This window comes from Pseudomonas sp. NPDC088429 (genome assembly GCF_044753305.1).
GTDB lineage: Bacteria > Pseudomonadota > Gammaproteobacteria > Pseudomonadales > Pseudomonadaceae > Aquipseudomonas > Aquipseudomonas rustica.
Window position 1 is genome coordinate 53,286 of the sequence record NZ_JBIVMX010000022.1, and the last position, 22,598, is coordinate 75,883.

General features: G+C 59.6%; 18 protein-coding genes and 1 pseudogene. 8 read left to right on the forward strand and 11 right to left on the reverse strand.

Annotation, left to right across the window (positions count from 1 at the left end; translation table 11 throughout):
- The 5 genes and pseudogenes from ACIP66_RS13845 to ACIP66_RS13865 form a co-directional block, all read left to right on the forward strand.
- A pseudogene (locus ACIP66_RS13845) lies at positions 1-551 on the forward strand (phenylacyl-CoA dehydrogenase); the annotation flags it as partial.
- 273 nt (positions 552-824) lie between these two features.
- A complete protein-coding gene (locus tag ACIP66_RS13850) occupies positions 825-2,927 on the forward strand; it encodes a cytochrome-c peroxidase (RefSeq protein WP_400648759.1) in 2,103 nt (700 codons plus the stop codon).
- Positions 2,928-3,123: 196 nt separating this feature from the next.
- Positions 3,124-4,413: a GGDEF domain-containing protein gene (locus ACIP66_RS13855; RefSeq protein ID WP_400648761.1), complete on the forward strand. Its 1,290-nt coding sequence runs from the start codon at positions 3,124-3,126 to the stop codon at positions 4,411-4,413.
- Between the two features lie 90 nt (positions 4,414-4,503).
- Positions 4,504-6,300 (forward strand): acyl-CoA dehydrogenase C-terminal domain-containing protein, encoded by a 1,797-nt coding sequence (locus ACIP66_RS13860; RefSeq protein ID WP_400648762.1) that lies wholly within the window; start codon positions 4,504-4,506, stop codon positions 6,298-6,300.
- A 198-nt stretch (positions 6,301-6,498) separates the two neighbouring features.
- A complete protein-coding gene (locus tag ACIP66_RS13865) occupies positions 6,499-8,277 on the forward strand; it encodes an acyl-CoA dehydrogenase C-terminal domain-containing protein (RefSeq protein WP_400648763.1) in 1,779 nt (592 codons plus the stop codon).
- Between the two features lie 227 nt (positions 8,278-8,504).
- Here ACIP66_RS13865 and ACIP66_RS13870 read toward each other — a convergent pair whose 3' ends face one another.
- On the reverse strand, positions 8,505-9,419 hold the full coding sequence (locus ACIP66_RS13870; RefSeq protein WP_400648764.1) for a LysR substrate-binding domain-containing protein: 915 nt from the start codon (positions 9,417-9,419) through the stop codon (positions 8,505-8,507).
- A 169-nt stretch (positions 9,420-9,588) separates the two neighbouring features.
- Here ACIP66_RS13870 and ACIP66_RS13875 point away from each other — a divergent pair, with 169 nt between their 5' ends.
- The 3 genes from ACIP66_RS13875 to ACIP66_RS13885 all read left to right on the forward strand — a co-directional run bounded on the left by ACIP66_RS13875 (position 9,589) and on the right by ACIP66_RS13885 (position 11,489).
- Positions 9,589-10,872 (forward strand): aspartate aminotransferase family protein, encoded by a 1,284-nt coding sequence (locus ACIP66_RS13875; protein ID WP_400648765.1) that lies wholly within the window; start codon positions 9,589-9,591, stop codon positions 10,870-10,872.
- 210 nt (positions 10,873-11,082) lie between these two features.
- Entirely contained in the window at positions 11,083-11,265 is a 183-nt protein-coding gene (locus ACIP66_RS13880; RefSeq protein WP_249342499.1) for a DNA-binding protein, read from the forward strand.
- Positions 11,266-11,330: 65 nt separating this feature from the next.
- Entirely contained in the window at positions 11,331-11,489 is a 159-nt protein-coding gene (locus tag ACIP66_RS13885; RefSeq protein ID WP_003228885.1) for a YqaE/Pmp3 family membrane protein, read from the forward strand.
- Between the two features lie 122 nt (positions 11,490-11,611).
- On the opposite strand, the gene ACIP66_RS13890 is transcribed toward ACIP66_RS13885, so the two are convergent.
- From ACIP66_RS13890 to ACIP66_RS13935, 10 genes are all read right to left on the reverse strand, one after another.
- Positions 11,612-13,423, reverse strand: coding sequence for a prolyl oligopeptidase family serine peptidase (locus ACIP66_RS13890; protein WP_400648766.1), 1,812 nt, complete (start codon positions 13,421-13,423; stop codon positions 11,612-11,614).
- The gene (pqqE, locus tag ACIP66_RS13895) at positions 13,389-14,549 is read right to left on the reverse strand and encodes a pyrroloquinoline quinone biosynthesis protein PqqE (protein ID WP_159815430.1); all 1,161 of its coding nucleotides are present in this window, start codon (positions 14,547-14,549) and stop codon (positions 13,389-13,391) included. The genes ACIP66_RS13890 and pqqE overlap by 35 nt, the downstream gene beginning before the upstream one ends.
- Positions 14,521-14,796, reverse strand: a complete 276-nt coding sequence (gene pqqD, locus ACIP66_RS13900; RefSeq protein ID WP_400648767.1) for a pyrroloquinoline quinone biosynthesis peptide chaperone PqqD — start codon at positions 14,794-14,796, stop codon at positions 14,521-14,523. The genes pqqE and pqqD overlap by 29 nt, the downstream gene beginning before the upstream one ends.
- The gene (gene pqqC, locus ACIP66_RS13905; protein ID WP_003228879.1) at positions 14,793-15,545 is read right to left on the reverse strand and encodes a pyrroloquinoline-quinone synthase PqqC; all 753 of its coding nucleotides are present in this window, start codon (positions 15,543-15,545) and stop codon (positions 14,793-14,795) included. The genes pqqD and pqqC overlap by 4 nt, the downstream gene beginning before the upstream one ends.
- Before the next feature lie 136 nt (positions 15,546-15,681).
- The gene (gene pqqB, locus ACIP66_RS13910) at positions 15,682-16,593 is read right to left on the reverse strand and encodes a pyrroloquinoline quinone biosynthesis protein PqqB (protein ID WP_400648769.1); all 912 of its coding nucleotides are present in this window, start codon (positions 16,591-16,593) and stop codon (positions 15,682-15,684) included.
- Positions 16,594-16,674: 81 nt separating this feature from the next.
- Entirely contained in the window at positions 16,675-16,749 is a 75-nt protein-coding gene (pqqA, locus tag ACIP66_RS13915; protein ID WP_003422658.1) for a pyrroloquinoline quinone precursor peptide PqqA, read from the reverse strand.
- Positions 16,750-16,905: 156 nt separating this feature from the next.
- Complete coding sequence (gene pqqF, locus ACIP66_RS13920) at positions 16,906-19,320, reverse strand: pyrroloquinoline quinone biosynthesis protein PqqF (protein WP_400648770.1); 2,415 nt, start codon at positions 19,318-19,320, stop codon at positions 16,906-16,908.
- A 38-nt stretch (positions 19,321-19,358) separates the two neighbouring features.
- Positions 19,359-20,153 (reverse strand): carbon-nitrogen hydrolase family protein, encoded by a 795-nt coding sequence (locus tag ACIP66_RS13925; protein ID WP_400648772.1) that lies wholly within the window; start codon positions 20,151-20,153, stop codon positions 19,359-19,361.
- A 12-nt stretch (positions 20,154-20,165) separates the two neighbouring features.
- Positions 20,166-21,848, reverse strand: coding sequence for an NAD(P)/FAD-dependent oxidoreductase (locus tag ACIP66_RS13930; protein WP_008085177.1), 1,683 nt, complete (start codon positions 21,846-21,848; stop codon positions 20,166-20,168).
- A 222-nt stretch (positions 21,849-22,070) separates the two neighbouring features.
- Positions 22,071-22,532: an Lrp/AsnC family transcriptional regulator gene (locus ACIP66_RS13935; protein ID WP_053124425.1), complete on the reverse strand. Its 462-nt coding sequence runs from the start codon at positions 22,530-22,532 to the stop codon at positions 22,071-22,073.
- Positions 22,533-22,598: the final 66 nt, after the last annotated feature.

Here is a 22,598-nt window from a genome sequence, read left to right on the forward strand (position 1 = left end):
ACGGCTTCAGCGCCGAGTGGGGCATGGAGCAGAACGTTCGCGACAGCCGCATTTCGATGCTGTACGAAGGCACCACCGGTATCCAGGCACTCGACCTGCTCGGCCGTAAAGTGCTGATGACCCAAGGCGAGGCTTTGAAAGGCTTCACCAAGATCGTCCACAAGTTCTGCCAGACCAACGAAGGCAACGAAGCCGTTGCAGAATTCGTTGCACCGCTGGCGGCAATCAACAAGGAATGGGGCGAGCTGACCATGAAGGTCGGTATGGCTGCCATGAAAGATCGCGAAGAAGTCGGCGCGGCCTCCGTGGACTACCTGATGTACTCCGGTTACGCCTGCCTGGCTTACTTCTGGGCCGACATGGCCCGTCTGGCAGCTGCGAAGCTGGCAGAAGGCACTGGCGACGCAGCGTTCTACACCGCCAAGCTGCAAACCGCGCGCTTCTACTTCCAGCGCATCCTGCCGCGTACCCGTACCCACGTGGCCACCATGCTGTCGGGCGCCAACAACCTGATGGACATGAAAGAAGAAGACTTCGCGCTGGGCTACTAAGCCTTAACGCAGTCTCTTGAAAAACCGCTGCACCTTCGGGTGCAGCGGTTTTTTTTTGCGCTGGATTTGTCCCCAACTCTGGGGACGTTTCCCCAGCGGAAACGGTGAGCTGAAATCGCGCGGCCCCAGCGTTTATTGATTCAAAATGTTTCACGGAAGGATGGCCAATTAATTGCACTGCGCTGATTGACCGGCGCTCACGAGAAATCCTCTGCTGTTCCACGACACCTCTCGCCCGGCGACTTCATGACAACAACCGTCAGGGTGAAGCACATGAACATCAGTCGACTTGTCTGGCTACCCCTCGCACTCGCAGCTTCCGGCGCAATGGCCGCAACGCCCGCCGAAGTGGATCCTCCGGTACCGGAAGTGCCGCGCCTGCAATCGCTGCGCGGCATGCTGCCGCCCGATCCGTCGGGGACAGAAGGCGGGCGCAAGGTCGACTTGATGACCGACTACGTGCTCAACCGCTCCGCCGCGATTCTGCTCGGTAAAGCGCTGTTCTGGGACATGGAGGTCGGCAGCGATGGCGCCACCGCGTGCGCATCCTGCCACTACCACGCCGGCGTCGATCACCGCATCACCAACCAGGTCAACCCCGGCCAGGCGCATACCAATGCCAACGTCGCCTCGATTTTCAACAAGCCCTTTGTGGCCTCCGACATCCCCGGTGACGTAGCGTCCTACGCGACCTTGTCCGGCGGCAAGGGCGGGCCGAACTACACGCTGAAGAAAACCGACTTTCCGACTCACGTGCTAAGCAATCCACTGGATCGCAACTCGCCGATCGTTTATTCGACTGACGATGTGGTCGGCTCCCAAGGTGTATTCGACGCCAACTTCGTCAAACCCAATCAGCCACGTTTCGACAAATGCACTCAGCAGCCCGATGGCATCTTTCAAGTTGGCGGCATCAATGTGCGCCGCAGCACCGGGCGTAACGCGCCGTCGGTGATCAACGCGGCGTTCAACGTGCGCAACTTCTGGGACGGTCGGGCGAATAACGTGTTCAACGGTTTTTCACCGTTCGGCAATCGCGATCCCGATGCCGGGATTTACGTGACCGCCGAGCGCAGCACCGTAGCAAGCAAAGTCCGACTCGCGCTCAACGACGCCTCCGCCGCCTCACAAGCGGTGGGCCCGCCCGGTAGCGGGGTGGAGATGTCCTGCGGCGGTCGCACCTTCGCCGACATTGGGCGGCGCATGCTTGATCAGCTAATGCTCAAGCAGCAACGAATTTCCTCCAACGATTCAGTACTCGCTTCAGTTTCCGGCGCGCGGCGTCCGACCTACCGCGAACTGATCAAGAACGCCTTCCAGCCCCGCCTGTGGAACGCCACACAAAACGTGTTGGTGGGCGGTGCGCCGTATACGCAGATGGAGGCTAATTTTCCGTTGTTCTTCGGACTGGCGATTCAGCTGTACGAATCCACGCTGATCTCCGATCAAGCGCCGATCGATGCCTACCTGCAGGGCGACGCCACTGCGATGAGCGCGCAGCAAGTCGAAGGCATGAACCTGTTTCTTAACAAGGGCAAATGCGTCAACTGCCACGGCGGCCCGGAGCTGACCAACGCCGCCAGCCGTTTGCTGATGCACCCGCGTGAACGCATCGAACGCATGGTCATGGCCGACAACCTCACCACGCTCTACGACAACGGCTTCTACAACACCGGCGTGCGCCCGACCTCTGAAGACCTCGCGCTTGGCGGGTCAGATGCGTGGGGCAATCCATGGTCGTTCAGCCGTCAGTACAACAAGTTGCTGCAGGGCGGCAGCATTGCCGATCCGCTGGACGTCGATGTCTGCACCTTCGAAGCACCGCTCAGCGCCGCGATCCCTTGCGACGCCACGCTCAAACCCAACGTCAACTTCCGCGATTCGGTCGACGGCGCCTTCAAAACCCCGACCCTGCGCAACATCGCGCTGACCGGGCCGTATTTCCACAACGGCAGCCGCTCGACGCTCAAGCAAGTGATGGAGTTCTACAACCGTGGTGGCGACCGCCGTGGTGAGGACGCCAACAACACCAGCGGTTTCGAGCACCGGTCGGCCAATCAGCACAACACCTCGAACCTCGATCCGGACATGACCAATCTCAACCTGACCCCGGATGAGATCGATGCGCTGGTGAAATTCATGGAAGTCGGCCTGACCGATCCGCGCGTGGCCTGGGAGCGGGCGCCGTTCGATCATCCATCGCTGGTCATTCCGCAGGGCCATATCGGTGATGAAAATGCGGTGACCCAACGTCCGGCCAGTCCGAAGGTCACGACTCGCCAGGCAGCGGATGCTGCGCTCAATCTCAAGCCTTACGGTGCCGAAGGTCGCAGCCCGGCGGAGGGCCCGTTGCTGCCGTTCTACAACGATCTTTGAGGGCGATTTTCTGGGCTGGCCATCAGTAATGATGGCCAGCCCGTCGAGCAAGGTAAAAAACTGAGCAAATCGCTCAGAATCCCAGGCCTTCTGCCGTTAAAGAGACTGCATGTGATCTGGATCACATTGTGTGTGCTTAACTGCATGCATTGCAGGCACAATGCCATTACTTTGCCAGACGGTCGGAGCTTTACCCTTGCCGCGTTCTTCCGCTGTACGTTTCAGTCATTTCCTACCCTCACTGCTGTTGTTACTTGCGGGGTTGGCGGCTGCGTACGTCAAAGACCTCAACGTATTCTTCACTTCGCTGTTCAACGTGTTGCCGACGTTGGTGCTGTTGCTGGGCGGGGCTTATTGCGCGGTTTACCGCCGCCAGCGCGAACTGTTTCTGATGCTCACGGTGTACATCGCCTACTTTCTGCTCGACACCCAGACCGACTATTACCGCGACAACGGCAAGGTGCGCGACGACGCTGCCGTGGTGTTTCATCTGGTCTGCTTGCTGCTGCCGTTGTTGTTCGGTCTGTTCGCGGCGTGGCAGGAGCGCACGCACCTGTTTCAGGACATGGTCGCGCGTTTCGCTGTTTTACTCGCCTTCGGCAGTGTCGCGCTGGGGCTTGAGCAAAGTTATCCCCAGGCGCTTTTGATCTGGCTTTCCGAGATTCGCTGGCCGGCACTGCATGGCGCATGGATGAGCCTGATCCAGCTCTCCTATCCAGTGTTCATCTCGGCATTCCTGCTGCTGGCGTGGCAATACTGGCGCAACCCGCGTCCGTTGCACGCGGCGCAATTGGTCGGTTTACTCGGTGTGTTCTGGATGCTGCCGAAAACTTTCATCCTGCCGTTCACCCTGAACATCATGTGCAGCCAGGTGATGTTGATGATCGCCGCTGCCGTTGCGCACGAGGCTTATCAAATGGCCTTCCGCGACGAGTTGACTGGTTTGCCGGGACGCCGCGCGCTCAACGAACGCATGCAGCGCCTCGGGCGCAACTATGTGCTGGCGATGAGCGACGTCGACCACTTCAAGAAATTCAACGACACCCACGGCCACGATGTCGGCGACCAAGTGTTGCGTCTGGTCGCCAGCAAGCTGTCGAAAATCAGCGGTGGCGGTAGGGCGTATCGCTATGGCGGTGAGGAATTCGCCTTGGTGTTCGCAGGCAAAACCCTTGAAGAGTGTATGCCGCACCTGGAAGTGATCCGCGAATCGATTGCGTCCTACAACATTCAGCTGCGCAATCAGGAAAACCGTCCGCAGGATGATCAGCAAGGTCGTCAGCGTCGTGCCGGTTCCGGCGCGTCGAGTGTGTCGGTGACGGTGAGCATCGGCGTCGCTGAACGTCTGGAACAACGCACGCCGGAGCAAGTCTTGAAATCCGCTGACGAAGCGCTCTACAGCGCCAAAGGTGCAGGGCGAAACTGCGTCGTCGCATTCGGCCAGAACCGCCGCGGCGCGGTGCGCATGGACACCGCTGCGGGTTGAGTGATGACGGCGCATTCAGCGTCTGCACAATGATTGTCGGGCGTGGTGGTCGGCAGTAGGTTGAAGCAATCTGCTGACGGAGAAGCCACCATGCCTGAGTACAAAGCCCCGCTGCGCGACATGCGCTTTCTGATCGATCACGTCTTCGACTTCCACGCCAACTACGCCGCCCTCGGCGCGGATGACGCGAGCCCGGACATGATCAACGCGATCCTTGAAGAGGGCGCGAAGTTCTGTGAGAACGTTCTGGCACCGCTCAATCGCAGCGGTGACGAAGAGGGCTGCCATTTCGACAATGGCGTGGTGACAACGCCTAAAGGCTTCAAGGATGCTTTCGCACAATACGTCGACGGCGGCTGGCACGGTCTGGCGGCGGATCCGGTGTATGGCGGTCAAGGCCTGCCGAGTTCGCTGGGGCTGGTGATCAGCGAGATGGTCGGCTCCAGCAACACCTCGTGGGGCATGTACCCGGGCCTGACCCACGGCGCAATGTCGGCCATCCATGCCCACGGCACCGCCGAGCAAAAAGAAACCTACCTGAGCAAACTCACCGCCGGCCAATGGACGGGCACCATGTGCTTGACCGAAGCCCATTGCGGCACCGATCTGGGCATCATCAAAACCCGCGCCGTGCCTCAGGCTGACGGCAGTTACGCAGTCACCGGCAGCAAGATTTTCATCTCCGCCGGCGAGCACGACATGAGCGACAACATCATCCATCTGGTGTTGGCCAAGCTGCCGGACGCGCCGGCCGGCACTAAAGGCATTTCGTTGTTTATTGTGCCGAAATTCCTCGCCGATACCGCGGGTGAGGCGGGCGAGCGCAACGGCGTGTCCTGCGGTTCGATCGAACACAAAATGGGCATCAAGGCCTCGGCCACTTGCGTGCTCAACTTCGACGGCGCCAAGGGCTTCTTGATCGGCGAGCCGAACAAGGGCCTCAACTGCATGTTCACCATGATGAACCACGCACGGCTCGGCACCGGCATGCAGGGTCTGTGTCTGGGCGAGGCGAGCTTCCAAGGCGCGATCAAATATGCCAACGACCGCTTGCAGATGCGCTCGTTGACCGGCGCCAAAGCACCGGACAAAGCCGCCGATCCGATCATCGTCCACCCCGACGTGCGGCGCATGTTGCTGACCATGAAAGCCTTCAACGAAGGCAACCGCGCGCTGACCTATTTCACTGCGCAACTGCTCGATACCGCGCACCTGAACAGCGATGCCGAGGCGCGTCAGGAGGCTGAAGACCTGCTGGCGTTCCTCACGCCGATCTGCAAAGCATTCATGACCGACAGCGGGCTGGAAGTGACCAACCTCGGCATGCAGATATTTGGCGGCCACGGTTTTATTCGCGAGTGGGGCATGGAGCAATTGGTGCGCGATTGCCGGATTGCGCCGATCTACGAGGGCACCAACGGCATTCAGGCGCTCGATCTGCTCGGGCGCAAGGTGCTCGGCAGTCAGGGCAAGTTGCTGCGTGGGTTTACCAAGATCGTCCACAAGTTCTGCGCGGCCAACGCCGAGCATCCGCAGTTGGGCAGCTTCGTTGCGCAGCTCAACGAGCTGAATCAGCAGTGGGGCGATCTGACCATGAAGGTCGGCATGGCGGCGATGAAGAACCCGGATGAAGTGGGCGCGGCGTCGGTGGATTATTTGATGTACAGCGGTTACATCATTCTCGGGTATCTGTGGTTGCGCATGGCGTTGGTGGCGCAGGCGCAACTGGAGGCAGGCGAGGGTGAGGCGGATTATCTGCGCGGGAAATTGGCGACGTGCGAGTTTTACTTCAAGCGACTGTTGCCGCGTACGGCGGCGCATCGGGCGGCGATTGAGGCGGGGAGTGATTGTTTGATGAAGTTGCCTGCTGAACTGTTTTCTCTGTAGGAAAAAGCAAAAGATCGCAGCCTTCGGCAGCTCCTACAGGGAATTTGGGGTTGGCGGGGCTGCGATCTTTTTTTGGTGACTAAAAATAACAAATCAGTCACTGGTTGACCCTATGTGTCGCAAAAGTTGTTGAGGTACACTCGGGCTCAACGAAAACACCCTTCACGAATAACCTGTTTAGATCTTGCGAGGTTTGCCATGGCTGACTACAAAGCGCCGCTGCGCGATATGCGCTTCGTCCTCAATGAAGTGTTCGAGGTCGCCAAACTCTGGGCCGAACTGCCGGCCCTGGCCGAAACCGTCGACGCTGAAACCGTTGAAGCCATTCTCGAAGAGGCCGGCAAGGTCACCAGCAAAAGCATCGCGCCGCTGAGCCGTGCCGCTGACGAAGAAGGTTGTCATTGGGCCGACGGCGCCGTCACCACCCCGGCCGGTTTCCCACAGGCTTATCAGACTTACGCCGAAGGCGGTTGGGTCGGCGTTGGCGGTGATCCAGAGTTCGGCGGCATGGGCATGCCCAAAGCCGTGTCGGCGCAAGTCGAAGAAATGGTCAACTCCGCCAGCCTGTCCTTCGGTCTGTACCCGATGTTGACCGCCGGCGCCTGCCTGTCGATCAACGCCCACGCCAGCGAAGAGCTGAAAGCCGCGTACCTGCCGAACATGTACGCCGGCGTCTGGGCCGGTTCGATGTGTCTGACCGAGCCGCACGCCGGCACCGATCTGGGGATTATTCGTACAAAAGCCGAGCCTCAGGCCGACGGTTCCTACAAGGTCAGCGGTACCAAGATCTTCATCACCGGTGGTGAACACGACCTCACCGAAAACATCATTCACCTGGTGCTGGCGAAACTGCCGGACGCCCCGGCGGGCCCGAAAGGCATCTCGCTGTTCCTCGTGCCGAAGTTCATGGTCAATGCCGATGGCAGCCTCGGCGCGCGCAACCCGGCGAACTGCGGTTCGATCGAACACAAAATGGGCATCCAGGCGTCTGCGACCTGCGTGATGAACTTCGACGAGGCCGTGGGTTATCTGGTCGGCGAGCCGAACAAAGGCCTCAACGCGATGTTCACCATGATGAACTACGAGCGTCTGGGCGTCGGCATCCAAGGCCTGGCGACCGGCGAGCGCTCGTACCAGAACGCCGTTGAATATGCGCGCGACCGTCTGCAAAGCCGTTCGCCAACCGGCGCGCAGAACAAAGACAAAGTCGCTGACCCGATCATCGTCCACCCGGACGTGCGGCGCATGCTGCTGACCATGAAAGCCTCCAACGAAGGCGGCCGTGCGTTCTCCACCTACGTGGCGATGCAACTCGACACCGCCAAGTTCAGCGAAGATGCCACCATCCGCAAGCGTGCGGAAGATCTGGTCGCGCTGCTGACGCCGGTGGCCAAAGCATTCCTCACCGATCTGGGTCTGGAAACCACCGTGCACGGCCAGCAGATTTTCGGCGGCCACGGCTATATCCGCGAGTGGGGCCAGGAGCAACTGGTGCGTGACGTGCGCATCACCCAGATCTACGAAGGCACCAACGGCATTCAGGCGCTGGATCTGGTCGGTCGCAAGATCGTCGGCAGCGGCGGCGCGTTCTACAAGCTGTTCGCTGACGAAATCCGCCACTTCACTGCCACCGCGAGCGCCGATCTGGGCGAATTCACCAAGCCGCTGAACGATGCCGTCAACACCCTCGACGAGTTGACCTCGTGGCTGCTGGATCGGGCGAAAAACAACCCGAACGAAATCGGCGCGGCCTCGGTCGAATATCTGCAAGCGTTTGGCTACGTTTCCTACGCGTACATGTGGGCACTGATGGCCAAAGCTTCGCTGGGCAAAGAAGCGCAGGACGATTTCTATGCGAGCAAGCTCGGCACGGCACGCTTCTACTTCGCCCGTTTGCTGCCGCGTATTCACTCGTTGAGCGCGTCGGTGAAGGCTGGTAGCGAGTCGTTGTTCCTTTTGGATGCGGCGCAATTTTGACGATGTAACGTCATGTAAGCATTTGCTTACATGACGTGCTGCTGTTCTCCCATATGCGTGGATTGGATCCACGGCTAATCTACATTTCATGGACGTCGCGCAGGAAGCGCAAAGCAACAACACGGACACGTAGGATTCTGCCAGGGTGGCGGAGTGAAATGGATGTCAGGGAAACAGTCTGCAAAGCCCCGCTTCGGCGGGGTTTTCTTTTGCCTGCAGAAAAGTGCTCAGACCAACGGATCGAGCGGCGGCCTGACTTCGCGCTCCATCACTTCTTCCAGCAATGTCTGCAACAGCGCCAACGGTGCCTGCTGACGTTGCACATCGCGACAGACCAGCCCAACTTTCAGCGGCACCCGTGGTTCGCTCAGCGGTTTCCACAGCAGATCCTGATCGTCGTATTCCTTTTGCGAACGCCCCGGCAGCACCGTCGCCAGTTTGGTGTGCGGCAGACTGTCGAGAATCCCCACCATATTGTTCAGCTCGGCTTGCACCTGCGGACGGCGCCCGAGGGCGGTCAGTTGTGCCTGCCAGATCTGGCGGATCTGGAATTCTTCACCCAACAGCAACATCGGCAGCTCGGCGGCCTGGCGCATCGAGACTTTCTTGAATTCGCGTAGCGGATGATCCGCCGGGATCACCAGCGTTAGTTCATCTTCGTAAAGCATCACGCCATGCAAACCCGGTTGGCGCGGCGGTAGATAACTGATGCCAATATCCAGCGAGCCATTGAGCAAACGTCGCTCGATCTCAAGTCCGGTCAATTCATAAATCTGCACCACCAGATGCGGCTGTGCCTTGCGCACGCGCTCAAGCATTTGCGGCACCAGACTGGTGTGAACCGTTTGCAACACGCCGATCGCCAGCGTTCGCAGCGCCTGGCCCTTGAAGTTGCCCAACGCCTCGCGTGCCCGTTGCAAACCGTCGAGCAGCGGCAAGGCGTGGTTATACAAAGTGTGCGCGGCGAGGGTTGGCAGCAGGCGTTTGCTGCTGCGTTCGAACAGAGTGATGTCGAGGTTTTGTTCGAGCTGGCGGATCTGCTGCGACAGCGCCGGTTGCGAGATCGACAGGCGCTCCGCCGCCCGGCCGACATGGCCTTCTTCGTAGACCGCGACGAAATAACGCAGTTGTTTAAAATCCATAAGTAATGCTTATCGAAAATGCTGGAAAAACGAAATGGCCCGAAGCCGTCAGTGAGCCTAGTCTAACCGCATTCACACGGCTTACAGGGCCAGAAAGCGCGATGAATAGCGTTCGCTCCGACAGTGTTTACATAGGCAGTTCAAAACACCTCAAACGAGGTTTTTTGCAATGAATCTGTTCAGTTTGCGGCGCCAGACGCCGAGTCTCGATGACCTCGCTTTCGAGGCCAATCCATCTGACCATAATGAAAATCTCAGCGCCGAGCGCCTGATGCCCAGCGTCGAACGGCCGCAACAGGTGTTCGTCCGTGGTCAGGGTTCGTGGCTATGGGACAGCAACGATCGTGCGTATCTCGACTTTTCCCAGGCCGGTGGCGCCAACAGCCTTGGTCACAGCCCTTCGGCGCTGGTCAAAGCCATCAGCAGTCAGGCGCAGGCGCTGATCAATCCCGGTTTCAATCTGCACAATCGCGGCATGCTCAGCCTCGCCGAACGCCTGTGCGCCGCCACCTCCAGCGATCAGGCTTACCTGCTCAACAGCGGCAGCGAAGCCTGTGAAGCGGCGATCAAACTGGCGCGCAAGTGGGGCCAACTGCATCGCGGCGGCGCGTCGCGGATTATTGTTGCGAAGCAGGGTTGTCATGGTCGTAGTCTGGCGACGATTTCCGCCTCGGACAGTTGCAACCTGCACAACCGTTTCGCGCCGCTGCTGCCGGGTTTTGATCTGGTGCCGTTCAACGACTTGCCGGCGCTACACGCGGCGGTCGATGCGCAAACCGTGGCGATCATGCTGGAGCCGATCCAGAGCGATGCCGGTGTAATTCCAGCCACCGAGCACTACCTCAAAGGCGTCGAGCGTCTGTGCCGTGAACTCGGCATTCTGCTGATCCTCGACGAAGTGCAAACCGGCATCGGCCGCTGCGGCACGTTGCTCGCCGAACAGTCCTACGGCGTACGCGCGGATATCGTCGTGCTCGGCAAAGGGCTTGGCGGCGGTGTGCCGTTGGCCGCGTTGCTGGCACGGGGCAAAGCCTGTTGTTTCGAAGCAGGCGAACTCGGCGGCACCCATCACGGCAACGCACTGATGACAGCGGCCGGTCTGGTGGTGCTCGACAGCGTGCAAGACCGCAGCTTTCTCGAACAGATCAACGACAACGGCCAACATCTGCGCGAAGGCATGGCCCGATTGGCGCACCGCTACGACCACGGCGAACTGCGTGGCCAAGGCCTGTTCTACGGACTGACCCTGTCAGACGATTCCGCCGAAGCCGTCGTCCACGCCGCCCTGCACGAAGGCCTGCTGCTCAACGCTCCGCAAGCCAACTGCCTGCGCTTCACCCCGGCCCTCACCGTGAGCAAAACCAACATCGACGAAATGCTCCTGCGCCTCACCCGCGCCTTCGCCCGCGTGCGCACCGCACAACTGCAATGCCGCAAAGGGATTGCCGTCTGAGCTGAAGTTTCCTACCCGAATTAAAGAACCGTCTCGCGGTATAACGCACGCCCCACGCCTGATTCTTTTGGCGTGGGGCGTTTTTTTTGTGGCCGGGTTTTGCAGGTGGCAATTAATGCTTGAGCGATGGAGCCGCTCATGTTTTTTAAGCTCAGCCGTTGCTACGACAAATCGAGAACCTGTCGACCAAGGAAATTGAGGAGCCAGCTCATGGGTGAAAAATTCAAAAGTGAAATTTCTGAATCGATACACGAGTCAGCCTTTGCACTGCTTGATGTCGGTGCCATCAGCAAGGCATTGATGCGGGAGTTTGATGAGTCGTGCCTCGTTGCAATTTCTGAGGCTGCTCGGCGTCAATCTGATGCAGACGCGGAAAATGCTAGTGAACCCTGACGAACGGCGCGGGTCGATTAGCTTGTATGGCTCAAGTGAGCCAACCCCCATTCAGGAGCTGCCCCATGGATTTTATTCGGATCATCATCGCTATTTTGTTGCCGCCACTGGGTGTGTTTCTGCAGGTCGGGTTTGGCGGGGCGTTCTGGTTGAACATTCTGCTGACGTTGTGCGGGTATATTCCGGGGATCGTGCATGCGGTGTATATCATCGCCAAGCGCTGAGTCAGATGCATGCCCTGTAGGAGCTGCGGCACGCTGCGATCTTTTGATTTTGATTTTGATTTTGATTCGAGGATCAGGATCAAAAGATCGCAGCGTGCCGCAGCTCCTACAGGGAGAGGGTTTCAGTCTGTAGATCCCATCACCCGCCGATAGAACTTCCACTCCTGTTCCAGCGCATGCGCCTGATTGGTGGCGCGGCGGAAGCCGTGGCGCTCGTCGGGGTAATAATGGGCTTCGACCGGGATGCCGTTCTGCTCCAGTGCCGTGACCATGTCGCGGGTCTGTTGCGGGACAACCACCGCGTCCAGTTCACCCTGAAAGAAAATCACCGGCACGCGGATGGTGTTTGCGTGCAACAACGGTGTACGGGCGGCGTAGCGTTCGGCGTCTTTTTCGGGATCGCCAATGAGCCAGTCCAGATAATCCCCTTCGAACTTGTGCGTCGCTCGCGCCAACGCCACCGGGTCGCTGACCCCGTAAAGGCTGGCGCCCGCACGGAAAACCTGTTTGAACGCCAGCGCACACAACGTGGTGTAACCGCCCGCGCTGCCACCCCGAATGAATGCCCGTTCCCCATCGATCAAGCCTTGGTCGGCAAGATACGCGACGACGGCACAAGCATCCTCGACATCCACCTCGCCCCAGCTCAGATACAACGCCTGACGATATTCCCGGCCATAACCGCTGCTGCCGCGATAGTTGAGATCGGCGACGGCGAAGCCGCGTTGCGTCCAGTATTGGATGCGCGGGTCGAGCATCGGATAGCAGGCCGATGTCGGGCCGCCGTGAATGAACACCACCAGCGGTGGTTTCGTCTCTCCGCTCATGGCTGGATAAAAGAACCCGTGCGCCTCACCCGATCCACTCGGATAACGCAACGTTTGCGGACGGCTGATGCGTTCGGCAGGCAAAGGCGCGACTCCACCGGCCAGCACTTGCACTTCACGCGTCTCACGATCAATGGTGATGACCGCCGCAGGACTGATCGGCGAGGCGGCGATGCAGTAAATAAACTGCGCGTCCAAAGCCAGATGACGGAAGCGGCTGTAGTCGCCGGTGTAATCTTCATCGCCCAAAGTCAGGCGACCAAAACCACCTTCACTCCAACTGGCTAAAACCGAATCTTCTACAGGCAACCAGGTGCAGCCGCCCAACTGCCAAGGCGCCGGAGCATGATCGGCCGGCGCGGCAGGCAGTGGCGCCAAACCATCAGAAGTCTCAGCCCACGGCTGCCAGAATCCACCGCGATCGGTCAGGCAATACAGCCGACCTTCAGCGTCAAATCGTGGCTGTTGAACGGACTCTTCAACCTCATCGCCAGCAACGCAGCGCGGCGAACCAAAGGCGCCGTCAGCCAAGCGTTCAGCCACCATCAACCGCGTCGACGTCCACGGCTGATGCGGCCGGCTCCACTCGACCCACGCTAAACGCTGGCCATCCGGGCTGATAGTGGGCGCAGCATAAAAATCCGCGCCCTCAACCAACAAATGCCGCGCGCCGTCAGCCAGATCAATCGCCACCAACCGATGCTGATCGCGCAGCTCTTCCACCGCCAGCACCTGGCCATTGGCAAAATGCAGATCGCCGTAACGACAATCACCCGAGGTCAGCGCCTCAGGCGCTCCATCCAGCGTCTGCCGATACAACTGCTGATCCGCCTCAGCGACGAAAACCACCCCGTCCGGCGTCAGACAAAACGCACCACCGCCATATTCGTACACGCGACTGCGTACGCTGAAGCCATCCGGCGTCAGACGTTTCGCCACACCATCGCGCCAATGCCAGATCCGGCACGCGGCATCTTCCGGACGATATTCATTCCAGAACAGCCCGTTGGCGCCGAGCTGAAGTTCGGCGAAGTCCATGCCGGCAGCGACGGCTTGCGAGGCGCTGAATGGCTCAGCCCTTGGCGATGAGGCGCGAGTTTCGTTCATTGCGGAAGGCCAGTTGTTCGATGGTTTGGGTGGCGGTCTCGGCTTCTTCGCGGGCCTTGAGAATCACGCCGTGGTGTTCGGATTTGCTGCACACCGGGTCGGCATTGCTCGCATCACCGGTGAGCATGAATGCCTGGCAGCGGCAGCCGCCGAAGTCTTTTTCTTTCTCGTCGCAGGAGCGGCACGGCTCGGGCATCCAGTCGTAACCGCGAAAGCGGTTGAAGCCGAACGAGTCGTACCAGATGTGTTGCATGCTGTGATCGCGCACATTGGGAAATTGCACCGGCATCTGCCGGGCGCCGTGGCAGGGCAGGGCGGTGCCGTCCGGCGTGACCGTCAGAAAGATACTGCCCCAACCGTTCATGCAGGCTTTCGGGCGTTCTTCGTAGTAATCCGGGGTGACGAAAATCAGCTTGCACGGATGCCCTTCGGCTTCCAGCTTCGCCCGATATTCGTTGGTGATGCGTTCGGCGCGCACCAGTTGTTCCTTGGTCGGTAACAGGCCGACACGATTGAGCTGCGCCCAACCGTAGAACTGGCAAGTGGCGAGCTCGACGAAGTCCGCTTCGAGCGCGATGCACAGCTCGATGATGCGGTCGATCTTGTCGATGTTGTGCCGATGGGTGACGAAGTTCAGCACCATCGGATAGCCGTGGGCCTTCACCGCGCGGGCCATTTCCAGCTTCTGCGCGAAGGCTTTTTTCGAACCGGCGAGCAGGTTGTTCACTTGCTCGTCGCTGGCCTGGAAACTGATCTGGATGTGATCGAGGCCGGCCTTTTTGAAGTCGCTGATTTTTTGCTCGGTCAGGCCGATGCCGGAAGTGATCAGATTGGTGTAGAAACCCAATTGCCGCGCTTCATGAATCAGCTCGGCGAGATCCTGGCGCACCAGCGGCTCGCCACCGGAAAAGCCCAGTTGCGCAGCGCCCATCTCCCGCGCCTCGCGAAACACCTTGATCCATTGTTCTGTGCTCAGCTCTTTGCCCTGCTCAGCGAAATCCAGCGGATTGGAGCAGTACGGGCATTGCAGCGGGCAGCGGTAGGTCAGCTCGGCGAGCAGCCACAGCGGCAGGCCGATTTCAGGCTTGGGCGGCAGATCAGGCAAGTTCGATCCAGTGCTGTGCACGGGCAACCTCCATGAATTGCTCGATGTCATCACCGAGCTCAGGCACGCCGGGGAACTGCTCATCGAGTTGGGCAATGATCGCCGCAACGTCGCGTTCGCCGTCGATCAAACCGCCGATCAGCGCGGCGCTGTCGTTGAGTTTGATCATGCCTTCGGGGTAAAGCAGCACGTGACCTTTTTGCGCCGGTTCGTACTGGAAGCGGTAGCCGGGACGCCAGGTCGGGACTTTGCTGCGGTCGAAACTCATAAGGTGATTCCTTTATGCCAGACGCGTTGTTCGGTGACGCTGTGATACGGCGGGCGGTTCAGTTCGTAGGCCATGCTCATGGCATCGAGCATGCTCCAAAGAATGTCCAGTTTGAACTGGAGAATTTCCAGCATGCGCTCCTGGCCTTCGCGCGTCTTGTAGTGCTCGAGCGTGATCGCCAGACCATGCTCGACATCACGCCGTGCCTGACCGAGGCGGGTGCGGAAATATTCGTAACCGGCGGGGTCGATCCACGGGTAATGCTGCGGCCAACTGTCGAGGCGCGATTGGTGGATCTGCGGCGCGAACAGTTCAGTCAGCGAGCTGCTGGCGGCTTCCTGCCAACTGGCGCGGCGGGCAAAGTTGACGTAGGCGTCGACGGCGAAACGCACGCCGGGCAATACCAATTCCTGGGAGCGCAGTTGATCCGGGTCGAGACCGACCGCTTGACCGAGTCGCAGCCAGGCTTCGATGCCGCCGTCTTCACCGGGGGCACCGTCGTGATCGAGCAGACGCTGAATCCACTCGCGGCGGATTTCGCGATCCGGGCAATTGGCAAGGATCGCCGCGTCTTTCAGGGGGATGTTCACCTGATAGTAGAAGCGGTTGGCGACCCAGCCCTGAATCTGCTCGCGTGTGGCGCGGCCTTCATACATCGCCACGTGGTAGGGGTGGTAGATGTGGTAGTAGGCGCCTTTGGCGCGCAGGGCGGCTTCGAATTCGGTGGGGGACAGCGGGGTGTCAGTCATTGCGGTTCTCCGGGGAACAACCGTTGGAATCCTGGGTGTTTGTTCGGACGCCTTCGCGAGCAAGCTCGCTCCCACAGGTTTTGTGTACGCCACAGATCCAGTGTGGGAGCGAGCTTGCTCGCGAAGAGGCCGGTCGCTACAACACAATACTCATGCCATCGAACGCCACTTCAACATTACGCCGCGCCAGTTCAGCACGCTCCGGCGAATCTTCGTCGAGAATCGGGTTGGTGTTGTTGATGTGGATAAGTATTTTGCGCTGCTCCGGCAATTGCTCCAGCACTTCGAGCATGCCGCCAGGCCCGTTCTGCGCCAGATGGCCCATCTCTCGGCCAGTACGCGTGCCGACACCACGGCGCTGCATTTCATCGTCATCCCACATCGTGCCGTCGACCAACAGGCAATCGCTGCTTGCCATGATCTCCAGCAACGGCGCATCGACCTTGCCCAGACCCGGCGCATAGAACAGCTTGCCGCCGGTCTTCAGGTCTTCCACGATCAAGCCGATGTTGTCGCCCGGGTGCGGATCGAAGCGGTGCGGCGAGTACGGCGGCGCGGCACTGCGCAATGGCAGCGGGGTGAAACGCAGGTTCGGGCACGCCGCCACAGTGAAGCTCTGATCGAGTTCGATGCGGTTCCAGTCCAGCCCGCCGTTCCAGTGGGTGAGCATCTTGAACAGGGGGAAACCGGTGCTGAGGTCTTCGTGAACCATGTCCGTGCACCAGACCTGATGCGGGCAGCCTTCGCGCAGGCTGAGCAGGCCGGTGGTGTGGTCGATCTGGCTGTCCATCAGGATGATCGCGCTGATGCCGGTGTCACGCAGGGCGCGGCCCGGTTGCATCGGGGCGAAGCTTTGCAGCTGCGCGCGGATGTCTGGCGAGGCGTTGCACAGCACCCAGTTCACGCCGTCATCGGAAATCGCGATGGACGATTGGGTGCGGGCCTTGGCATTCAGGCTGCCGTCGCGAAAACCTGCGCAGTTGACGCAGTTGCAGTTCCACTGCGGAAAACCGCCGCCAGCGGCCGAACCCAGAATCTGGACGAACATGAACACTCCATCATTTCAACGCGGAAAATAAAACGCCCCGGCGAGCCGAGGCGTTGCACTGCAGTTCTATGTAAGCAGAACTCAGCGGCTGGCGAAGTACATGGTGACTTCGAAGCCGATACGCAGGTCGGTGTAAGCAGGTTTTGTCCAGGACATAGGGTGTCTCCTCGGGTTGGGTGGGATAGCGCTGTCCATAGGTATAGTCCACGGCAGCGCAAAGATGTTCCAAATAGTTAGGCTGCTATGTTACTCAAAATTTCCGGGTAAATGCCCGTGAATCTTTGAGAAAGCTCCTTGCAGCCTCGGTAATGATCAATTTGCTGCTTGCCAGGGTGCGCCGGGCGCGGAATCGGTGGCGAGGCAGCGGTAACCGCCCTCGGCGTTGATCAAATGCTGTGCAGCCGTGAGCAAAGTATGGCGATCGAGTTGGCCGATGGCAGCGCTCAGTTGCTCAAGATAATCCGACGAGTGGCCAGCGAGTTTCGCCTGCCACAGCAATTCGGCGGCGTCCTTGCCGGACAGGTTGGCGTCGTTGAATTGATCGCTGAGGTTTTGCCGATGCTGGCTGAGACTGGTGTCATCGTGGGATTCGATCAACGCAGGGAGGTCTTCGATGAATGCTTGAACGTGGCCAAGTATTTCCAGCGCTGAGGCGGTGGGCGATTGCACGCCGAATACGATTGCGGTCTGGCCGTGTATCTGGCGCAAGGCGCTAAATACCGCGTAACCCAGTTTTAACTCAACGCGCAGGCGCTGGTAGAACGGGGTCTGGACAATCAGCGCGAGCAGTCGCCATGCCGCTTCGTCGGTGATGCTGCGACTGGCAGTCGGGCAGCACAACAGCACGGCGTGTTCGCTGGATGCGCTGTCGATCTGGCGCCACAACTGTCGGCTGTCGAGCGCTAACGGAGCAGGCAATTGGTTGTCCGGCGTACCGGGAATGCGGCTCAGAGCGAGGCCCATGGCTGATTGGGTTTGCTGATTGAGGCCCAAGGCGAGGCCGTCCCACCGAGAAGTTGTCCACAGGTGTTTTGCATCGTCAGCCGTTGGTACAGGCTCCAGACAAAACTCCGGTAAGGCATTTATCAGTTGGCGGATGGGCATCAACGGCGTTTCTGGCGCGCTGCGTGGGGAATCGGCATCAACCGTTGTCAGAGATTTCAGCGCGTGCTCGAGGACATTGGGCATCGGCTCCTGCAAACCGGTGAGCTTCAGCAGCCATTGATTGGCAGTGGCGCTGAAAGACAGCTCGACGCCGGCCTCGCGCGCGTCCTGCTGAGTTTGCTGAAGACTGCGCTGCAAGCGCGAATGCAGATCAGCGCTGGCCGCAGCCTCAACCTGCCAGCGCAGATAAATCGCGCCTTCATCACTGTTGTCCGGCAGCGCTTGGCTGAATTGCATCGGCGAACGCTCACGACGACCGCGCGAGCGATCCTGAGCAAATGTGCGCAAACCTCGGTGGGCGCTGGTCTGGCCGCGAATCAGCCCGGCGTTGGCCAACGGTTCATTGGCGCGCAGGAAAGGATTGGCTGCGGGCAGATGCCAATGACCGCTGAAGTTATCCACAGTGCCGATTTCGCCGAGGATCTGTGTGAGGGCTTCAACGCCTTTATCGGACAGGCCGATTTCCAATTGTTCACTGTCGAGCCGCGCCCGTTGCAGCGCGCCGCTGACTTGCTGCTGACGTTCAAGCAGGGCCGCATATTCTTTGCGCAGTGCCGACCAATCCTGCTGAGCGAAGAAACTCAGCCAATCCAGCATCTGCTCGCGAATGGCGTTTAACGATTCCGCTCGAGCGGTGAATTCCAGCTGCAACAACGCTTGCCCGTTGAAGTGATAAACCGGCGTGGCTTTCAAGCCATCTGCCAGTTTTTGCTCCTGCAAATGCGCGAGCAGCCCGCCGGGTTTGGCGCTGTTCAGCCAATGACAAAGAAACGCCAAAGCCTCGACGGATGACTCAGGCAAGGCATCAAACGCAAACAGCAAATTGCCGCGTCGCTCACTGACCTGTTGATAACTTTTTACCGCCAGCGGCACGGTTGCCGCCTGCGTAACGTTATCCCCAGCCGGCAAGGCTTGTGAAAACTGCTCAGCCAGCGCTTTCAATTCTTCGAGACTCTGCGGCCCAACCAGACTCAAGGTCATTTGCCCCGTCTGATAAAACTGCTGATGGAAATCTTTGAGCGCTTGTTGAAACGCAGCCTGCTCGACTTGCAGGCTATCGCGATTCCCCGCATGAAACCCGCGCAATGGATGTTCAGCCGGTAACCCTTCAAACAAGGAAAACTGCTGCTGCGCTGCAGGATCCTGCGACCAGGCGACAAATTCCGCCTGCAACACTTCCCGTTCCCGCAACTGATCGTCCAGATTCATACACGGTTTGGCGAGCATGTCTGACAGACGCTCCAGCCCTGCGCCGAACGAGCGCGTCGGCAACTCAAAGAAAAAGTCAGTGGTGCGTTCGCGCGTGCTGGCATTGACCTGGCCACCGTGACCTTGCACGTAGGCCATCAGCCCTTCGCCCGTGGGAAACCGCTCGGTGCCGAGGAACAGCAAATGCTCAAGAAAATGCGCCAGCCCTGGCCACGCCAATGGCCCGTCATGGCTACCAGCGGCCACGCGCAAAGCAGCCGCGCAGCGCTTCAGGTCAGGCATATGACGCAGGGTCACGCGCAAGCCGTTGGCCAGGATTTCAGTGTGGGGGCGGGGGTGAGTCGGCGCAGGCATGGGCACTTCCAGAACAGTGAAGTGCCAATGCTAGCGGATTAGCGCCGGTTGAGCGCGCCGTAAAGCTCGGGGCGACGATCGCTGAGGTAGCGATTGGCGGCGCGGGAGTCGAGCATCAACTGTCGATCGAGTTCGCCGATGATCAGCGCTTCGTCGAGCCCGGCCTGGGCGATGCGGCTGCCATCCGGCGCGGCGATGCTGCTTTGCCCGCAATAGTGGATCTCGCCTTCGTTGCCGCAATAGTTGGCGTAGGCCACGTAGCACTGGTTTTCGAAGGCGCGCGAACGCACGGTGACATCCGCGACGAAATCGAACGGAATCATGTTCGCCGTCGGCACCAGAATCAGCTCGGCGCCGGCGAGTGCCAGACGCCGAGTGTTCTCCGGAAACTCCAGGTCGTAGCAGATCAGGAAACCGAGCTTCCAGCCGTTCAGTTCGACGATGGGGAAATCATCATCGCCTGGGCTGAACATCGAGCGATCCAGATCGCCGAACAGATGCGTTTTGCGGTAATTGCACAAGCGTTCGCCGTGTGAATCGATCAACTGCACGGCGTTGTAAATCTGCCCGTCGGCGGTGCGTTCCGGATAGCCATAAACAATCGCCAGACCGGCAGCCTTGGCGATCCGGCCGATCTGCTGCGCCCATTCACCGTTGTAGACCTCGGCCAAGGTGCTGACCGCTTCGGCGCCAATGTTGTAGCCGGTCATGAACATCTCCGGCAGCACCAGCAGGTCGGCGCCCTTGGCCTCCATCGCCACTTGATGCAGGCGTTGCAGGTTGGCGGCGGGCTCCAGTGGCAGCGGTGGACATTGGTAAAGGGCTACACGCATCAGGGATTCCTCTTACTCGGGCAGGGCGATAGGGCCGATGTCTTTGAACACATCACCCGGGCCCGGGTTCGCTTTATGTGTCGAACCGCCGAAATGTTTCATGATCCCCCACACCGCGTTGAGCGAGGTCTGCACCGCGCCTTCGACCCAGGCCGGCGTCCAGGAAACGTCGTCGCCGGCAATGAAAATTCCGCGTTGCTCGGCCGGCATTTCGTCCTGCATGAAGTGCGCGTACATGCGCTGGTTATAGCGATAGTGGCCGGGCAGGGCGCCTTTGAATGCTCCGAGGAAGTACGGGTCGGCTTCCCACGATACGGTGATCGGATCGCCAATGATCCGCGCGGCGATGTCGACTTTTGGGTAGATCTTTTTCAGTGCGTTCAGCGCCAGTTCTACGCGTTTCTCCACCGGGTGCGGGAGCATCTTCAGTGCATCGCTCATCCACGAGTACGACAGGCAAATCACGCCCGGTTTGTCGTCACCGTTGTCGAACAGATAAGTGCCACGGGTCAGGCGATCGGTGAGGGTCATGCTCATCAGGTCGCGGCCGGTTTCCGGATCCTTGTCCTTCCAGAATGGGCGGTCGACCATCACAAAAGTCTTCGACGACTGCATGTAGCGGGTGCGGTCGAGGGCCATCCACATCTTTTGCGAGAACAGGGTTTCGTCGCATTCGATCTGCGTGGTCAGCAGCCAGCTCTGGCAAGTGGTGAGCACGGCAGCGTATTCGCGGGTATCGCCATTGTTATCGGTGACCGCGAAACGGCCATCCGGCGCATGAGCGATTTTCTTCACGCCGGAACGCGGCGCGCCACGGTGCAGGGATTTCAGGCTGGTGCCTTCAGGCCAATGCACGCAGCGCTCCGGCACATGACGCCAGATGCCTTGCGGCACTTGCTCGACGCCGCCGACCACCAAGTGTTGGTGATCGTCGCAATTGGTCATCACCACGCGGAAGATTTCCAGCATCGAATTCGGGAAGTCCGAGTCCCAGCCGCCGGTACCGAAACCAACCTGGCCGAACACTTCGCGGTGATGGAACGACAGTTTGGCGAAGGCTTCCGAGGTGGCGACGAAGTCATAGAACGTGCGGTCGTCCCACAGCGGCACCAAGGTATTCCACAGCTCTTTCAGGCGTGGCACATCGCGGTCGCGGATGGCTTGCTGGATATCGGCGAACTGCGAGCCGGCCTCCAGCGCATCCGCCCAGGCGTCAGCCACTTCCTGAAACAGTGCAGGAAGATCCGCCAGTTTCTGTGCGTAATGGGTTTTGCCTTCCAGATCGATCACGGTGCTGCCGGAGGCAGGCGTCAACGGGTTCGGGAAAGGTTTGGTCTCAAGGCCGAGCTTGTCGACGTAGTGATAGAACGCGGTGGACGACACCGGGAAGCGCATACCACCGAGTTCAGCGACGATGCCGTCGGTGCCGTTGAACGCTTGCGAACGCAAACGCCCGCCCAGCTTCGACGCCTCATACACCACCGGTTTCAAGCCGAGTTTCATCAACTCGTAAGCCGCCACCAAACCAGCGATGCCCGCACCGACGATCGCCACTTCTGCACCATGATTGTGTTCAGGGATAGTGCCGAGACCGGCCGGGTGTTCGATCCAGTCGTCAAACGCGAACGGAAAGTCCGGGCCGAAAATGGTGACTGGTTTCTTACCGTCTGCAGGATGGCGATTGTTCTTGTTCATGGCTGACCTTGCTGGCGACCCGACGCGGGATGCGCGTCTGAGTATAGGAAAAGATGCCAGCCATTCTAGGGAGCGTGGAACACGTTAATAAGACGCAAAGTGTCGTCGTTTTGCCAATAACCTGATCAATCTGACGATAATCCGCTACATACTGTCCCTTGTAGGAGCAAGGCTTGCCCGCGAATAGGTCCTATCCATCAACCGAAAAATCATGATCAACACTCAAACCGGCTGCCCCCGGTCAACCTTGCTACTCAAAATAATCGAAGTCGTCGTCTTCTCCACCCCATCCACCCCGCCAATCTGATCGAGCAACTGATCCAGCTGCTCCGGCGAATCAGTGCGCAACCACGCCACATAATCAAACTCGCCACTCACCGCACACAGCTGCTGCACCTGTGCCATCGCACTCAACCGACGCACCACCTCTTTGCCGGAACGCGGTTGCACTTTGATCCCGACGTAAGCCTGCAAGCCGCCATCGACCACCCGCTGACCCAGGCGCACGCCGTAACCGGTGATCACTTTGGCCTTTTCCAGCCGCGCCAGTCGCGAAGTCACGGTGGTGCGCGCAATGCCCAACTGCCGGGCAAGCATGGCAACGCTTTCGCGGGCGTTGATTTGCAGGGCGGCGATTAGTTGACGGTCGATTTCATCGAGCGCGGGTGGGCGGGTGTCTGGCAAGGGGGCGGTTCCATGGTGTGGGGGGCGGTGAGTTGCGCATGGTACATGCTCAATCAGATTGGGCAC

What these genes read in the sequence shown, in the direction of transcription:
- ACIP66_RS13850 (WP_400648759.1), top strand. Translation starts at nt 825, where the DNA reads ATGAACATCAGTCGACTTGTCTGGCTACCCCTCGCACTCGCAGCTTCC.
- ACIP66_RS13860 (WP_400648762.1), top strand. Translation starts at nt 4,504, where the DNA reads ATGCCTGAGTACAAAGCCCCGCTGCGCGACATGCGCTTTCTGATCGAT.
- ACIP66_RS13865 (WP_400648763.1), top strand. Translation starts at nt 6,499, where the DNA reads ATGGCTGACTACAAAGCGCCGCTGCGCGATATGCGCTTCGTCCTCAAT.
- ACIP66_RS13870 (WP_400648764.1), bottom strand. Translation starts at nt 9,419, where the DNA reads ATGGATTTTAAACAACTGCGTTATTTCGTCGCGGTCTACGAAGAAGGC.
- ACIP66_RS13875 (WP_400648765.1), top strand. Translation starts at nt 9,589, where the DNA reads ATGAATCTGTTCAGTTTGCGGCGCCAGACGCCGAGTCTCGATGACCTC.
- ACIP66_RS13880 (WP_249342499.1), top strand. Translation starts at nt 11,083, where the DNA reads ATGGGTGAAAAATTCAAAAGTGAAATTTCTGAATCGATACACGAGTCA.
- ACIP66_RS13885 (WP_003228885.1), top strand. Translation starts at nt 11,331, where the DNA reads ATGGATTTTATTCGGATCATCATCGCTATTTTGTTGCCGCCACTGGGT.
- ACIP66_RS13890 (WP_400648766.1), bottom strand. Translation starts at nt 13,423, where the DNA reads ATGAACGAAACTCGCGCCTCATCGCCAAGGGCTGAGCCATTCAGCGCC.
- pqqD (WP_400648767.1), bottom strand. Translation starts at nt 14,796, where the DNA reads ATGAGTTTCGACCGCAGCAAAGTCCCGACCTGGCGTCCCGGCTACCGC.
- pqqC (WP_003228879.1), bottom strand. Translation starts at nt 15,545, where the DNA reads ATGACTGACACCCCGCTGTCCCCCACCGAATTCGAAGCCGCCCTGCGC.
- pqqB (WP_400648769.1), bottom strand. Translation starts at nt 16,593, where the DNA reads ATGTTCGTCCAGATTCTGGGTTCGGCCGCTGGCGGCGGTTTTCCGCAG.
- pqqF (WP_400648770.1), bottom strand. Translation starts at nt 19,320, where the DNA reads ATGCCTGCGCCGACTCACCCCCGCCCCCACACTGAAATCCTGGCCAAC.
- ACIP66_RS13925 (WP_400648772.1), bottom strand. Translation starts at nt 20,153, where the DNA reads ATGCGTGTAGCCCTTTACCAATGTCCACCGCTGCCACTGGAGCCCGCC.
- ACIP66_RS13930 (WP_008085177.1), bottom strand. Translation starts at nt 21,848, where the DNA reads ATGAACAAGAACAATCGCCATCCTGCAGACGGTAAGAAACCAGTCACC.